Annotated in this window: 15 protein-coding genes; 8 read left to right on the top strand and 7 right to left on the bottom strand. The window is 32.1% G+C overall.

Features of this window, described 5'->3' with window-relative positions; genetic code table 11:
- Window positions 1–2: 2 nt before the first annotated feature.
- Complete coding sequence (locus tag IU405_RS15880) at window positions 3–95, top strand: integrase core domain-containing protein (protein ID WP_410896734.1); 93 nt, start codon at window positions 3–5, stop codon at window positions 93–95.
- Between the two features lie 77 nt (window positions 96–172).
- On the top strand, window positions 173–544 hold the full coding sequence (locus tag IU405_RS02320; protein WP_197437001.1) for a VOC family protein: 372 nt from the start codon (window positions 173–175) through the stop codon (window positions 542–544).
- Window positions 545–554: 10 nt separating this feature from the next.
- Here IU405_RS02320 and IU405_RS02315 read toward each other — a convergent pair whose 3' ends face one another.
- The 3 genes from IU405_RS02315 to IU405_RS02305 form a co-directional block, all read right to left on the bottom strand.
- Window positions 555–2,009: an ATP-binding protein gene (locus IU405_RS02315; RefSeq protein WP_197437000.1), complete on the bottom strand. Its 1,455-nt coding sequence runs from the start codon at window positions 2,007–2,009 to the stop codon at window positions 555–557.
- A 144-nt stretch (window positions 2,010–2,153) separates the two neighbouring features.
- Complete coding sequence (gene recJ, locus IU405_RS02310; RefSeq protein ID WP_197436999.1) at window positions 2,154–3,839, bottom strand: single-stranded-DNA-specific exonuclease RecJ; 1,686 nt, start codon at window positions 3,837–3,839, stop codon at window positions 2,154–2,156.
- A 13-nt stretch (window positions 3,840–3,852) separates the two neighbouring features.
- On the bottom strand, window positions 3,853–4,278 hold the full coding sequence (locus IU405_RS02305) for an OsmC family protein (RefSeq protein WP_197436998.1): 426 nt from the start codon (window positions 4,276–4,278) through the stop codon (window positions 3,853–3,855).
- 83 nt (window positions 4,279–4,361) lie between these two features.
- Between IU405_RS02305 and IU405_RS02300 the strand changes: the two genes are divergently transcribed.
- Window positions 4,362–6,524 carry a T9SS type B sorting domain-containing protein gene (locus tag IU405_RS02300; RefSeq protein ID WP_197436997.1) on the top strand — a complete coding sequence of 721 codons (2,163 nt, stop codon included), beginning with the start codon at window positions 4,362–4,364 and terminating at the stop codon, window positions 6,522–6,524.
- Between the two features lie 6 nt (window positions 6,525–6,530).
- Here the strand turns inward: IU405_RS02300 and IU405_RS02295 are convergent, their stop codons facing one another.
- From IU405_RS02295 to rsmI, 3 genes are all read right to left on the bottom strand, one after another.
- Window positions 6,531–6,872, bottom strand: a complete 342-nt coding sequence (locus tag IU405_RS02295; RefSeq protein ID WP_197436996.1) for a HopJ type III effector protein — start codon at window positions 6,870–6,872, stop codon at window positions 6,531–6,533.
- Window positions 6,869–7,660 carry a hypothetical protein gene (locus IU405_RS02290; RefSeq protein ID WP_197436995.1) on the bottom strand — a complete coding sequence of 264 codons (792 nt, stop codon included), beginning with the start codon at window positions 7,658–7,660 and terminating at the stop codon, window positions 6,869–6,871. The genes IU405_RS02295 and IU405_RS02290 overlap by 4 nt, the downstream gene beginning before the upstream one ends.
- A 111-nt stretch (window positions 7,661–7,771) precedes the next feature.
- A complete protein-coding gene (gene rsmI, locus IU405_RS02285) occupies window positions 7,772–8,443 on the bottom strand; it encodes a 16S rRNA (cytidine(1402)-2'-O)-methyltransferase (RefSeq protein WP_197436994.1) in 672 nt (223 codons plus the stop codon).
- A gap of 124 nt (window positions 8,444–8,567) precedes the next feature.
- Between rsmI and aspS the strand changes: the two genes are divergently transcribed.
- A complete protein-coding gene (gene aspS, locus IU405_RS02280; RefSeq protein ID WP_197436993.1) occupies window positions 8,568–10,322 on the top strand; it encodes an aspartate--tRNA ligase in 1,755 nt (584 codons plus the stop codon).
- 78 nt (window positions 10,323–10,400) lie between these two features.
- Entirely contained in the window at window positions 10,401–12,179 is a 1,779-nt protein-coding gene (locus IU405_RS02275; protein ID WP_197436992.1) for a chloride channel protein, read from the top strand.
- Window positions 12,180–12,194: 15 nt separating this feature from the next.
- On the opposite strand, the gene glpQ is transcribed toward IU405_RS02275, so the two are convergent.
- Window positions 12,195–13,172: a glycerophosphodiester phosphodiesterase gene (glpQ, locus tag IU405_RS02270; RefSeq protein WP_197436991.1), complete on the bottom strand. Its 978-nt coding sequence runs from the start codon at window positions 13,170–13,172 to the stop codon at window positions 12,195–12,197.
- A gap of 68 nt (window positions 13,173–13,240) precedes the next feature.
- On the opposite strand from glpQ, the gene IU405_RS02265 reads away from it, so the two are divergent.
- The 3 genes from IU405_RS02265 (at window position 13,241) to hflX (ending at window position 15,627) form a co-directional block, all read left to right on the top strand.
- Window positions 13,241–13,459 carry a hypothetical protein gene (locus IU405_RS02265; protein WP_231749464.1) on the top strand — a complete coding sequence of 73 codons (219 nt, stop codon included), beginning with the start codon at window positions 13,241–13,243 and terminating at the stop codon, window positions 13,457–13,459.
- A 4-nt stretch (window positions 13,460–13,463) separates the two neighbouring features.
- The gene (locus IU405_RS02260) at window positions 13,464–14,153 is read left to right on the top strand and encodes a DUF2490 domain-containing protein (RefSeq protein ID WP_197436989.1); all 690 of its coding nucleotides are present in this window, start codon (window positions 13,464–13,466) and stop codon (window positions 14,151–14,153) included.
- A 271-nt stretch (window positions 14,154–14,424) separates the two neighbouring features.
- Complete coding sequence (gene hflX / locus IU405_RS02255; RefSeq protein ID WP_197436988.1) at window positions 14,425–15,627, top strand: GTPase HflX; 1,203 nt, start codon at window positions 14,425–14,427, stop codon at window positions 15,625–15,627.
- Window position 15,628: the final 1 nt, after the last annotated feature.

The following is a 15,628-nucleotide window of genomic DNA, read 5'->3' as shown; positions in this document are numbered from 1 at the left end:
ATATAAGTCAAGAGTGGATAAACGATTACAATTACAATAGACCACATAAATCACTTAAAAATAAATCACCAATTGAATACAGATTAAATGAATAAAAATTCTATTTTTGAATGGATCGAATTTAAGGGAAGCTTACATATTTTTAACTCATTAATTTTCAAATAACAACCTCATGAAATTAGGCGCATTTTCAATCAGTTTAGCTGTAAAAGACATTCACAAATCTAAAGAGTTTTATGAAAAATTAGGGTTTATGGTATTTGCAGATCAAATAGAAAAAGGGTATTTAATCATGAAAAACGGGAATGCTCTTGTTGGATTATTTCAAGGAATGTTTGAAAATAATATTTTGACATTTAATCCTGGTTGGGATGAAAGTGCCAACAATTTGGATGATTTTGATGATATAAGAACCATTCAAAAACAGCTGAAAAAAGAAGGAATAAAATTAGAAACTGAAGCTGATGAAAACAGTTCTGGTCCAGCTAGTTTTTTGATTTTAGACCCAGATGGAAATGTTGTTTTGATTGATCAGCATGTTTAGTTTTAATTACTTAGTGAGAAATTGCCATTGACTTATTTAGTCTTCTCTCTATTGCATTTCTGCCAACAGTATAACAATATAAGCTGCTTGGGGTAAAATCATAAATTAAACCATCGCTTTCTATAATTTCTTCAATATCTTTAGTCGTTATTAATGTTCTGTCGAGATTATTTTGATTACAAAATGATTTTAAGTTTGAAAGTTTTTGTATGCTTTTTACATATCTGTTACTCCATTTTATTTCAACCGCCCATAATGGCTTTTGCTTTTCAGCAGACAAACTTACTATATCAACCTCTCCATTTTTCCATCTCGCATAATATGGTTTAAAACTTGTGTTGTGACCCCATTGTGAGAAAATTGCTGTCTCAACCATATTTCCAATAAAGTCATCATCTTCTTTTAAAGGAGAAAACAAAGCGCTTCTTAAAGAAGGGTTCGTTAAATAAATTTTAAATGATGTAGCTCTTTTAAATTTTTTTGCACTTTGATCTATTTTATTAATAACTCTTATTAAAAATGCAGCCTCTAAATATTCAATATATTTTTTTAATGTATTTTTTACAATTCCAGAGTTTTTTGATAGTTCTTCATATGTAAATTCATTTCCAGTATTATAGGCTATTGTTGTAAATAAAGAGTTTAGTTCTTGAACATCGTTAATTCCATAAAGACTAGGTAAATCTCTTAATAAGACTTTATCAACAATATCATTTCTTATATATCTTCCAGGATCTAATTGAATTTCTTTAGATAAAGAAACTTCTGGATACCCTCCAAAATTTATATAGTCTACAAAGTGTTTATTAAACTCATCCATATTATTAGTATGATAATAATTTGCAGAAATACCTTTCCATTTTTTAATTTTTTGAGATATTAAATGAGATAAATTTTTTAAATCGATATATTCGTAAAACGTTAAAGGGGGAAGCATAAAATCAGTAAATCTACCAGCTCCAGATTCAATACTTTTGAGTTTAAGAGCAGCTGCTGCAGAACCAGAAACTATAAATTTAATCTTATGATATGAGTCAACTAAAATTTTTAAATGTACTTCCCAGTTTTTTAAATATTGTATTTCATCAAATATTATATATAATTCACTTGAGGGCTCTTGATTTGTATGCTCTAAAAAATGAAGTAACATTTCTTCTAAAGTTAGACCATTATATATAGGATTTTCAATTGATAAATAGCAAATACTTTTTGCGGGAATATTGTTATTAATTAAATCTTGTACTAAATGAAAAAGCATAACAGTTTTACCTACTCTTCTAGGCCCCATTAAAACAATTGCTCTTTTTATTTTTTTTTCATAAACTAATTGAGAAAATAAGTCAAAATAAAGTCTTTTTTTCATTGAGGAATAGTATTCATCAATTTTATTTGTCTTCCACCAAGGATTTTCAAAATTAATTTTATTAATTATTTGCTCTTTAGAAAAAGCTCTTAATAAACTCATTTTAAATTTATTTTAATGTTTCTGTGAACAAATATAAACATATAAGGTCAATTAGTTGACTCTATTTTTATTTTTAGTAAAATTACTTTACAAAATACTGATAAACAGCTGGTTATAGAAAATAAAATAAGTCAAATAAGAAACTTACCTCAAATCCCTCAAAACCAACTGCACAGAAGTAAACCCATTCCATTCATTTTCCTCCAAAGAATACACAATGTCAAATTCATCTTCCACAAGTTCAATTTTATTCCCCAAACCAAATCCAATCGCATTATAGGTTTTCTGATTGTCACCTTGAAACAAATTCAGTTTTAAATGTGTGCAATCTGAACCAACTTGTTTTCCATAACCATTGTCTCTAACACCAGTTGTTTTGAAAACAGGTTTCATATTTTGGGGTCCAAAAGGTGCCATTTGTTGAATAATTCTGAAAAATTTAGGTGAAATTTCAGAAAAATCAATTTCAGCATCCATCAAAATTTCTGGAATCAAGAGTTCTTTATCAATGGTTTTTGAAACAACTTCTTCAAATTTCTGTTTGAAATTTTCATAGTTTTCTGGCAATAAGGTCAAGCCAGCAGCATATTTATGTCCGCCAAATTGTTCAATATATTCAGTGCATTCTTCCAAGGCTTCATATACATCAAAATCTTTTACAGAACGTGCAGATGCTGCTAATTTGTCACCACTTTTTGTAAAAACCAATGTGGGTCTGTAATAGGTTTCTGTGAGTCTTGAAGCCACAATTCCAATCACTCCTTTGTGCCAATCTTCTTGATAAACAACTGTTGAAAATCGGTTTTCTTCTTCGTTTTCAATGATTTGATTGAGCGCTTCAGCAGTAATTTTTTTATCCAACTCTTTTCTGTCAGCGTTAAAAACTTCAATCGCTTTTGCAAATTCTACGGCGGAATCAAAGTCCATTTCTGTTAACAATTCTACTGCATAATTGCCGTGTTTGATTCTCCCTGCAGCATTAATTCTTGGCGCGATGATAAAAACAACATCCGTAATTGTCAATTCTTTTTTCTTGATTTGATGAATCAACGCTTTGATTCCATTTCTTGGATGAGAATTGATTACTTGCAATCCAAAGTGCGCCAAAATTCTATTTTCCCCAGTAATTGGAACAATATCAGCAGCAATTGCAGTCGCCACTAAATCTAAATAAGGAATAAAATCGGTAATGGTTTGACCTCTATTTGTTCCTAAAGCTTGAATCAATTTAAAACCCACACCACAACCACACAATTCATCAAAAGGATACTTGCAATCTACTCTTTTCGGGTTTAAAACAGCCACAGCTTTTGGAATTTCAGCACCTGGTTTGTGGTGGTCACAAATGATAAAATCGATGTTTCTTTCTGTTGCATAGGCTACTTTTTCAATGGCTTTGATACCACAATCTAAAGCAATTATCAGCGAAAAATCATTGTCGTTTGCAAAGTCAATTCCTGCATAAGAAATTCCATAACCTTCATGATATCTGTCAGGAATATAGGTTGCGATATTTGAGTAAATTGTTTTTAAATAGGCAGAAACTAGCGAAACAGCAGTAGTTCCATCCACATCATAATCTCCGTAAATAAGAATATTTTCATTGTTTTCAATGGCTTTTTCAATTCTTTCAAGGGCTTTATCCATGTCTTTCATTAAAAAAGGATCATGAATGTCATCTAAACTAGGTCTGAAAAATTTCTTAGCTTCTTCAAAAGTTTCGATATTTCGTTGACACAAAATACTGGCTAAAGTTTCTTCAATTTGCAGTTCTTTAGCGAGTTTTTTTACTTTTTCTTTGGGTGGTTTTGGCTTTACAGTCCATCTCATAGCAATTGAGTTTTTATTGATTGTGTAAAAATATTTCGACTTCTATTTCAGCAAATTTCCGAAACATTTCCATGACTCCACAGTAAGTTGTAACAGATAAATTAACGGCTTTCTGAATTTTTTCGGGTTGCAAATTGCTGTCTGTAAAATGATACTCAACGCGCACTTTTTTATAATATTTTGGATGTTCGTCAGTCAATTCGCCAGTAACTTCAATTCTGAAATCAGCGACTTCAGCACGCATTTTTGCTAACAAAGAAACCACATCTAAGCCAGAGCAGCCTGCTAAAGATGAGAGCATTAACGCTTTTGGAGCAAAACCAACTACGTCTCCATTATCTTGAGATTTATCAAACATTGTGAACTTATATCCACTTGGATTATCGGTTTCAAATTGCGATTTTTGAGTCCAAACAGTTGAAACAGTATTTTTAACCATAATTTGTATTTTTTTTAAAATTTGAAGTAGTAACTTGTGCTTTTTTACAAAAGTACTAAAACGACTACAAGTTCGACTTTAAAATGCAAAAAACAATCTGTCTTAAAAAAATAAGTTATCTATTTCTATCGATATTTTCGATTCTCTCTAGCTTTGGTCAAGCATCCATTTCAGCCACTGGAAATCAAGCGTTTTGCGCAGGAAGTCCCATTAATATTGTTACAGATTTTAGCATTTTAGACCCAACAAGTACTACAATTGCAGCATTTTATATTCAAATTTCTGAAGGATATCAACAAGGATTTGATACATTACAATTTGATGTAGCTCTACATCCCAATATTCTTCCAGTATGGAATCCATCTGAAGGAAAATTAACTTTAATTTCTAGAGGAACTGGTTCGCAAATGTTTTTAGCGGACTTAGAAAATGCTGTAAAAGATGTTGTTTTTACAACAACTGCGCCTGCTATTTTTCTCGAGAAAAAGTTTTCTTTGACCATTGGAGATGCAAATTATTTGCCTGAAACAGATCATTTTTACAAGTTTATTTCTAACGTAGGAATTACTTGGAATCAGGCTAAAATAGCTGCAGAAAACAGTACTTATTTTGGAAGAAAAGGCTATTTAGCAACGTTAACTTCAGAAATTGAAGCCAATTTTGCTGGAGAACAAACTTCTGGAGCAGGTTGGATTGGGGCAAATGATGCTGAAAATGAAGGCGAATGGAAATGGGTTACAGGACCTGAAGCTGGAACCGTTTTTTGGTTAGGTCAAGTAAATGGAACAGGAATTGGGTATTCAAAATGGAATAATGGCGAGCCTAATGATACAAATAATAATGAAGATTATGCTCACATTACTGATCCATCTGTGGGAATTCCAGGTGCATGGAATGATTTGCCAAATATAGGAGACCCTCCAGGAACATTGTATCATCCTCAGGGTTACATTGTAGAATATGGAGGAATGCCAGGAGACAATCCTACAAATATTCAAGCAACGACACGAATTTTTATACCTCAAATTCTTTCAACTGTTGATGCAACAATCTGTGAATCAGGAATTGCTATCATTTCTGCAACAGCAAGTGATGGAGAAATTCTTTGGTTTGATGCGCCAACAGGAGGAAATCCAATTGGAAATGGGACTAATTTTACAACTCCATTTTTGACAAATACGCGAGTTTTTTATGCAACAGCATCTTTAAATAATTGTACAACCTTGCCAAGAACCGCAATTATAGTAACCGTAAATCCAAGACCTTCTATTACCTCAACAACAGATGATTTGATTTGTTCAGGAAGGGCAATTTTATCTGCAACAGCCTCTGAAGGTGACGTTTTTTGGTATGATTCTTTGACAAGTTTAACGCCAATTTTTGTTGGAAATTCTTTTGAAACTCCTGTTTTAACAAGTTCTGCAACCTATTATGTAAGTGCAAATCGTGATAATTGTGAAACTGCATCAAGAACTCCAATACATGCAATTTTGGATGATACCATTCCTGATTTTGATGTTTCTGAAAACGGTTATGTTTTGTGCCAAGATGTTGGTTCAATAACATTAGAAACTCGAAATCCGCAAGGAAATTACACCTATATTTGGAGAAATGACAGTAGTACTTTCACTGAAATTTCCTCTTCGATAACAGTTACTTCCGAAGGAAATTATTATGTTTCTGCTATTTCTGAAGCAGGTTGTATTTCTGATGAAAAACAAATTGTAGTGACAAAATCTGAAATTGCAACAATTTCCAAAGACGATGTGATCATTACAGATGATTCAACTAATAATTCTATTCAAGTTGCAAATCCAAATCTAGGAATTGGCGATTACGAATTTGCTATTGATAATGAATTTGGTAATTATACTGATGTTGGTTTTTTTCAAAATTTATCACCTGGAATTCACACTTTGTTTGTAAGAGACAAATTAGGTTGTGGAGTAGCTTCATTTCGATTTTCCATTTTAGCATATCCAAAATTTTTCACACCAAATGGTGATGGAGAAAATGATTTTTGGACCATCAATGGTTTTGATGCTGCTTTTTATACGATGTCAAAAATTGCTATTTTTGACAGATTTGGGAAACTTATTTATCAGATTGAACCAAATTCTCAAGGTTGGAATGGCGATTATCAAGGAAAAAAACTACCATCCAATAGTTATTGGTTTCGAGTACTGTTAACTGATATCAATGGAAATACGATTGAAAAATCTGGAAATTTTAGTTTGATTAGATAAATAAACTTATTTTAATTGCAACGCTTCTTTTTCAAAGTTCAATCCTTCAAAACCAGTTTTCATAAAGTTTCGAATATTTTGGTGTGATATTCCAGTTGAATATTCCAAAACGTTTTTGTAGTGTTCTCCAAAACAAAAAAGCGTTTCTTGTTTTGTGAATTTTTGATGAATAGCAAAAGCAAATAATTTGCAAGAACCTGAATTTTCGCCTTCTTTATTGTTGATTTCTCCGTTAAAAAATGCAGTTGGTAAAAATGTGTAATTTTCATCAATTACCTGCATTGTTTCAGAAAACAAAATGGAGTTTGGTGAAGAAGTTAACTTCGATTTAAATTCGTCAATTCTCATTTTTTGGGAGTGATAACTTGTTCCGTTTTTAACGTTAAGGTTTTAAATGAAAACTCATTTACCAATTGACGTAGAAAATAGGCATCCAAATCATTCATGAAAATAAGATACAGTAATTGTCCGTTCGTATCTAAAGTGGTGATATTTGTTGGGATTGGATTTACATTTTTTCCAGTGAAATATTTAAAAAAAGCCAATCCTAACAAATAAGTTCCATTTGGTGAAGGATGAATATTATCATGAAATAATTCTAAATCTGGTCTATAATTGATAGAACTTGCAAAAAGTGGCCCACCAGGAATGTAATCAGTTTTGGTTTGTTCGCATAAAGTTTTATACATTTTTTCAATTTCTGGCAACATCAATGGATTTGACTTGTAAGCCCAAGTCATCATAAAAATAGGTTCAGCTCCTTTTGATCTTGTTAATTCAGCAAATTTTTTTCCGTAATCAATAAAATTTTGAGCGTTATTAATAGCACTTAAACTATGATTATTAAAAACAATATAATCCCATTTTTCCAATTCAATCATGATACGAGTTTGTGTGCCTCTTTCACTTTTCCAGTGATTTTCTAAACTAGAACCACCAACTGTAGAGTGTTTGGTTTCAATGATAATATCTTGCGACTTTGCCATGGCAGCAACTACTTGAGGTAAATTGTTATAATAGGTAAAACTATTTCCTACAAACAATACTCTTATTTTTTTATTTTGCGCTGTAAATGAGCTGCTTATAAGTAAAAACAACATACTTAAAAGGCCGAATTTTAAAGATTTTAAGTCCATTTTTTAAATGAATTAAAGAGTTTTTTTCAAACAGCAATATTAATCATTTTAACAATTTGGAGCTTATATTTGTTTTGTATTTTTTTGATTAAAAAATGTAGCATTTTTATATTATTTTTTCCCTTCAACTACAATCACAATTTCTCCTTTTGCAGGTTTTTTGGTATAATATTCAAGCACTTCTTTTACAGTACCTCTTTTGGTTTCTTCGAACATTTTAGTCAATTCTCTTGAAACTGAAAGTTGTCTTTCTTTACCAAAATAAGTCACAAAATCAGCCAATGTTTTTAAGATTTTGTGAGGCGATTCATAAAAAATTAGTGTTCTTTTTTCTTCAGATAAAAGCAATAATCGTGTTTGACGGCCTTTTTTTACAGGCAAAAATCCTTCAAAAACAAATTTATCATTGGGCAATCCTGAGTTTACCAAAGCTGGAACAAAAGCGGTTGCTCCTGGCAAACATTCTACCTCAATATTGTTTTCAATGCAAGCTCTTGTCAATAAAAAACCTGGATCAGAAATGGCTGGAGTTCCTGCATCAGAAATCAAAGCGCAAGTTTCTCCTGCTTGCAAACGCTTGATAATTCCCTCAATTGATTTGTGTTCATTGTGCATGTGATGACTGTGCATTTGAGTCAAAATTTCGAAGTGTTTTAACAATTTTCCACTTGTGCGAGTGTCTTCTGCCAAAATAAAATCGACTTCTTTCAAGATTCTAATAGCACGCAAAGTCATGTCTTCAAGATTGCCAATTGGCGTTGGCACTAAATATATTTTACTCATTTTAAAATCATTTTAAAAAAAAAATTGAACGAAAACAAATTGAAATTAATTGCGCTCATAAATACAAACTTACAAAGATTTTAATGGATAAAATGTTTAATTTTGCACCTTAAATTTAGAAAAAATGTATAGAAGTCATTCTTGCGGAGAATTAAGAGCATCTCACATCAATAAAGAAGTTATTTTGGCTGGTTGGGTTCAAAAATCAAGAGACAAAGGTTTTATGATTTGGGTTGATTTGCGAGACAGATATGGCATTACCCAACTTATTTTTGATGAAGAACGCACTCCAAAAGTGATGATGGAAAAAGCAAAATCTTTAGGAAGAGAATTTGTGATTCAAGTTACAGGAACTGTGATTGAGCGCGAGTCAAAAAATGACAAAATGCCAACAGGCGAAATTGAAGTTTTAGTTACCAAATTGGAGATTTTAAACCCTGCAAAATTGCCTCCTTTTACGATTGAAGATCAAACTGATGGTGGTGAAGATATCAGAATGAAATATCGCTATTTGGATATTCGTAGAAATCCTGTAAAAGAGAATTTGATTTTTCGCCACAAAGTAACCATGGAAGTTCGAAAATTCTTGTCAAATCAAGGATTTATTGAAATAGAAACACCTTATTTAATCAAATCAACTCCTGAAGGAGCTCGTGATTTTGTAGTGCCATCACGAATGAATAAAGGTCAATTTTATGCTTTGCCTCAAAGTCCGCAAACGTTCAAACAATTGTTAATGGTTGGTGGAATGGATAAATATTTTCAGATTGTTAAATGTTTTAGAGACGAAGATTTACGTGCTGACAGACAACCTGAATTTACACAAATTGACTGCGAAATGGCATTTGTGGAACAAGAAGATATTTTGGCTGTTTTTGAAGGAATGACGAGACATTTGTTGAAAGAAATTCATGGAATTGACATCGAAAAGTTTCCAAGAATGTTCTATGATGATGCCATGCGTTTGTATGGAAATGACAAGCCAGATATTCGTTTTGGAATGCAATTTGGCGAATTGAATGAAGTTGCCAAACACAAAGATTTTCCAGTTTTTAACAATGCTGAATTGGTTGTGGGAATTGCTGTTCCTGGAGGAAATTCATACACCAGAAAAGAAATTGATGCCTTGATTGATTGGGTAAAAAGACCTCAAATTGGCGCTCTTGGAATGGTATATTGTCGTGTAAACGAAGATGGAACGTTCAAATCGTCTGTTGATAAATTTTATGATGAAACAGATTTGGCAAATTGGGCAAAAATCACTGGCGCAAAAGCAGGAGATTTAATCTGTGTTTTATCTGGCGAAACCAATAAAGTTCGTGCGCAATTATCTGCCTTGAGAATGGAATTGGCAACTCGTTTGGGATTGAGAAAACCAACTGAATTTGCACCACTTTGGGTCATTGATTTTCCATTGTTAGAATTGGATGAAGAAACAGGACATTATCATGCGATGCATCACCCATTTACGTCACCAAAACCGGGACAATTAGAAATGTTAGATTCAAATCCTGGAGCAGTGAAAGCAAATGCGTATGATTTGGTATTGAATGGAAATGAAATTGGGGGTGGCTCTATCAGAATTCATGACAAACAAACACAAGCAACTATGTTACGTCATTTAGGTTTTTCGGATGAAGATGCCAAAGCGCAATTCGGATTTTTAATGGATGCTTTTGAATATGGAGCACCACCTCATGGAGGTTTGGCTTTTGGATTGGACAGATTGGTTGCTATTTTGGGTGGTCAAGAAACGATTCGTGATTTTATTGCGTTTCCAAAAAACAACTCAGGAAGAGACGTAATGATTGATGCGCCTGCTTTTATTGATGATGCTCAACTGAAGGAATTGAACATCAAATTAGACATTCAAGCATAAAATATAACTCCCGCTTTTTGCGGGATTTTTTATTGGAATTATTTTAAAACTTTACCTATTTTTATTGAAAAATAGCAAATGCCAGCAAAAAAAAGCTTTTTCAAACAGATTTTAATTTGGAGATATAAATATATTTCCGAACGTCAGTTTGTGTATGCTTTGAGTATTCTAGTTGGCTTTTTAGCGGGTTTGGGAACCGCTGTTTTAAAAAACTTAACCTTCTTTTTTGAAAGTGTTTTAGAAGGGAAATTTATCAAGGATTTTCATCATTCACTCTATTTTATTTTTCCGATAATTGGATTGGTTTTGGTGTATTACATCAAAATCAAAATCATTAAAAAAGACATTGGTCATGGAATTTCCACGACTTTGCACGCAGTTTCAAAACGCCAAGGAATTATCGATAGTTATAAAATCTATGCTTCTTTAATTACAGCGCCAATCACTGTTGGTTTTGGTGGTTCTGCTGGTTTGCAAGGCCCTGCAGTGAGTACAGGTGCTGCTTTGGGTTCAACAGTGGCGCAATTGTTTCACATGAATGCCAAAACTCGAATTTTATTAATTGGTTGCGCAACAGCTGGAGCCATGTCATCCATGTTTAAAGCGCCTGTTGCAGCGATTATCTTTGCAATTGAAATCTTCAGTTTAGATTTGGCTTTTGCCTCTTTAGTGCCACTTTTATTAGCTTCAGTTTCTGCCGTCATTACGTCTTATTTTTTCTTTGAAAAAGACGCTTTACTTGGGTTTAAACTGATTGATGATTTTGCTGTAAGAGACATTTTTTATTATGTTTTATTGGGATTAGGAACAGGAATTGCATCCGTATATTTTTCTAAAATTTATTTCAGAATTACCAATTTTTTCAAACGAATTAAAAAACCGGTTCATAAACTCATTTTTGGTGGATTTTTAATTGGAATGATGCTGTATCTTATTCCGCCTTTATATGGAGAAGGTTATGGATTAATCAATAATTTATTGAATGGAAATTCCATAGAAGCTTTGAAAGATTTGCCCTATAATATTGATTTTTCAAATGCTTGGATGATTATTATTTTTCTATTAATTGTTGCTTTTTTCAAAGCAATTGCCATGACAATTACTTTTTCAGCAGGTGGTGTTGGAGGAATTTTTATCCCAACATTGTTTATGGGAAGTGCTTTAGGAAATGCGTTTGCAAAGATGATCAATGTTCTTGGAGGCAATGTTTCCGAAAGTAATTTTACCTTAATTGGTATGACAGGTTTGATGGCTGGAGTGCTGCATGCACCTTTAACTGCTATTTTTTTAATTGCCGAAATTACAGGTGGTTATGAACTTTTTGTGCCATTGATGTTGGTTGCAGCCATTTCATTTGCGTTTACAAAATACTTTGTGGCGAATTCAATTTACACAGTTGAATTGGCAAAAAAAGGCGAATTAATTACACATGACAAAGACAAAAATGTCTTGATGATGTTGCAAATTGACAAATTGATTGAAACCAATTTTATTCCAGTACACCCACAAATGATGTTAGGCAAGATGCTGAAAAAGGCAGTCGCAAATTCGAATAGAAATATTTTTCCTGTGATTGATAAAGAACAAGAATTTTTGGGTATTGTGTTGCTAGATGACATCAGGCCCATCATGTTTGATACTGAAATGTATGACAAAGTGGATGTTCAAACCATTATGAAAGCTGCTCCTGAAATCATTTTTTACAATGATTCTGCTGAAATAGTCATGCAAAAATTCAAGGAAAGTGACGCTTGGAATTTACCTGTAGTAAAAGACAAAAAATATGTTGGATTTATCTCAAAATCCAAATTATTAACCGCTTACAGAAATAAATTAATTGAGGTAACTTCTCTTTAATTAGGTTAATAATATTTATTTTTTCTCATTTAGAAAGTGAACGACTAAATCTGGAAAATCTGTAAAAACACCATCCACATTTGCTTCAATTAAAAGTATTTCTAACATCTCTTCAAAAGACGTAAATTCATTTAATTGATCCGCTCTAAAAGTATAAGGATGTACTTTTAATCCAAGCTTGTGTGCATCAGAAACAAGAGTTGTAAAGGTCCATTTTTCATCCACTTTTTTGTCTAAAATTTGACGATACCAAGGTCCAATTCCATCTGCAAAAGTGGCAAAATATTCGAGATTTTTGGCTTCCTCAGGGAATTCTATCAATTGTACTAAAAACAATTCAGAATGCAATTCTTTTCTGATTCGTTCCAATTCTTTGGCGTCAAAGCATTGTAAAATACACCTGTCTTTTTTGGTTGTATAGCCATAATCTGATAAAATTTTCAGCACAATTTTCGTCAGTTTTTTTCCTTCTTTTTGATGAAATTTGGGTGCTTTAATTTCTGGATAAATGCCAATATTTTTGTTGGTACTTCTGTTCAACCCTTGAATCAATTCTATTTCTTCTTGCAAAGAATGCAATCTGAAAGCTCCTTTTCCTTTTGGAAAACGATTTGGATAGACTTGTACACCCGATTTTGGATCAAATCTCTCGGAAACTTGTAATGTTTTTAGCTCTTCAAACGTAAAATCAATCACGTAAAATCGTCCATCATTTCTTTTTTTATCAGGAAATATTTCGGAAACATTTGTAACATCATCCAAATAAATATCATGAATAACTATTGGAACATCATCTTTGCTTAATACCAAATCTTGTTCAATAAAGTCAACATTCATAGCATGTGCCATCGATTTTGCTTCCAAAGTATGTTCGGGTAAATAGCCAGAAGCGCCTCTATGTGCAATCACAATTTTAGCTGGAGTTTTCATAATTTCAGATTTTGAACATCCTAAAATAGCTGTTAAACATAAAAATAAAATCTTCCATTTCATGAGAAATAAATTAAAAAATAAAGATAGCGTTTTTGTATTTTTGTTGCATGAAAATCGTATTAAAAATAATGTTTGTTGTCTTTTTAGTTTGGATTGCAACAGGAATTTTTTTGATAAACACTGAACACGAAAAAGCCCAAATCGTAATGGGTTTAGGCGTTTTATACCTTTCTTTTATTTTTATGCCGCTGTTTATTTTTCATAGATACAAAGATGGAAGGTATAAAAAATACATCATCAATGATGAAAAATTAAGAGAAGCTTTTAAGAATGTTGGTAAAGATTGATAAAATGAAGATTTCTTTTTTTTCGATTTTAGTTTTGTTTGTGAGTTCATCAATTTTTTCTCAAGTCAATGAAAATCAGCTTGGCTCTTGGTATATGTATTTTTTTAATCACAAATTCGAAAACTCGAATTGGGGAATTCAGGGAGATATTCAACATCGAGATTGGGCAATTTTGGGAGATCAAGAACAGTTAATGCTTCGTTCAGGAATTACATTCACACCAAAAAATTCAGGTGTGATGTTTACATTGGGGTTTGCAAATATCACAACAGGTGATTTTGGAGATTCTGATTACACTTTCAATGAAAATAGGTTGTATCAAGAAGCCTTATTTTCCCAAAAATTAGGAAACCGCTTTTTTATCACACATCGTTTTCGTTATGAACAACGGTTTGTTGAAAATCAGGATTTTAGGACACGTTATCGTTACAATATCTTTGTCAATATTCCATTTAATTCTAAAGAATTGAGTCCAAAAACTATTTATGGAGCATTTTATAATGAGTTGTTTATCAATGGAGAAACTGCCATTGGAAACAATAATTCGGTTGACTTTTTTGATAGAAATAGAGCTTATATGGGATTAGGCTATGTATTAAATAAAACCATAAAATTTCAGGTAGGAATCATGAAACAAACAACCAATTCTTGGAGCAAAAATCAAATGCAAATTAGCATGCATCACAATTTTTAAAAATCTACTTTTTATTGATTTGACAATTCATAAGTTTAAAAATGCGAATTTTGAAGTTTACATAACCTAAAATGTTTTTTTCTTAACATTTCAATAACCTTCAAATAAAAGTTTGAATCTACATTTGTCCCATCAAAAAAACATGAAAGACGAGCTTGAAAAAGAGAAAGTTGTAGTGTAATAGTGAGATTTGAATTAATTAGGAAAACCTCAACTTTTGTTGAGGTTTTTCTATTTTTACAATCCATATTTGTTCGTACTTTTGTGGTGTATGATAGATCAAATAGAAGCCATTTCAGAAAAAGTAGTTTTGATTGGCGTAATCACGCAATTTCAGGACGAAACAAAATCTAAAGAATATTTAGATGAACTCGAATTTTTAACACTCACAGCAGGTGGAATTGTGATAAAACGCTTTGTTCAAAGAGTTGATAAACCCAATCCTAAAACTTTTTTAGGCATAGGAAAATTGGAAGAAGTAAAACAATTTATTGACACTAACGAAGTTGGTACAGCTATTTTTGATGATGAACTTACACCTGGTCAATTAAGAAATATCGAAAAAATTCTGAATTGTAAAATCTTAGATAGAACCAATTTGATTCTAGATATTTTTGCACAAAGAGCGCAAACTAGTTCTGCTAAAACACAAGTAGAATTGGCTCAAAATCAATATATTTTACCAAGATTAACCAAACTTTGGACACACCTTGACAAGCAAAAAGGAGGTATTGGAATGCGTGGTCCTGGAGAAACAGAAATTGAAACAGACAGACGAATTATTCGTGATAAAATAGGATTACTGAAAAAGAAATTGGAAACGATTGACATGCAAATGGCTGTTCAGCGAAAAAATCGTGGAAAAATGGTACGAGTTGCATTGGTTGGTTATACAAATGTTGGAAAATCAACCTTGATGAATGTCATCAGTAAAAGCGATGTTTTTGCAGAGAATAAATTATTTGCCACTTTAGATACTACTGTTCGAAAAGTGGTCATTAAAAACATTCCCTTTTTGATGACAGACACTGTTGGTTTTATCAGAAAACTGCCTACACAATTGGTAGAATCTTTCAAATCTACCTTAGATGAAGTTCGTGAAGCAGACTTATTGTTGCATGTTGTTGATATTTCTCATCCACATTTTGAAGATCATATTGCCTCTGTAAATTCGATTTTATTGGACATAAAATGTGGTGATAAACCCACACTGATAGTGTTCAATAAAATAGATGCTTATGAATATGAAACGATTGATGAAGACGATTTGATGACCGAAAAAGGCAAAGAACATTACACATTACAAGATTGGAAAAAAACATGGATGAATGATTATGATGTTGAATCCATTTTTATTTCTGCACTTAACAAAGACAATTTGGAAGATTTTAAAGAAAAAGTTTATGAAGAAGTGAAGAAAATTCACGTTCAACGTTTTCCGTATAATGATTTCTTATTTGAAGAATATCAATAAA

This window comes from Polaribacter sp. BAL334 (genome assembly GCF_015767435.1).
Taxonomy (GTDB): domain Bacteria; phylum Bacteroidota; class Bacteroidia; order Flavobacteriales; family Flavobacteriaceae; genus Polaribacter.
This window is presented reverse-complemented; position numbering and strand designations above follow the sequence as displayed.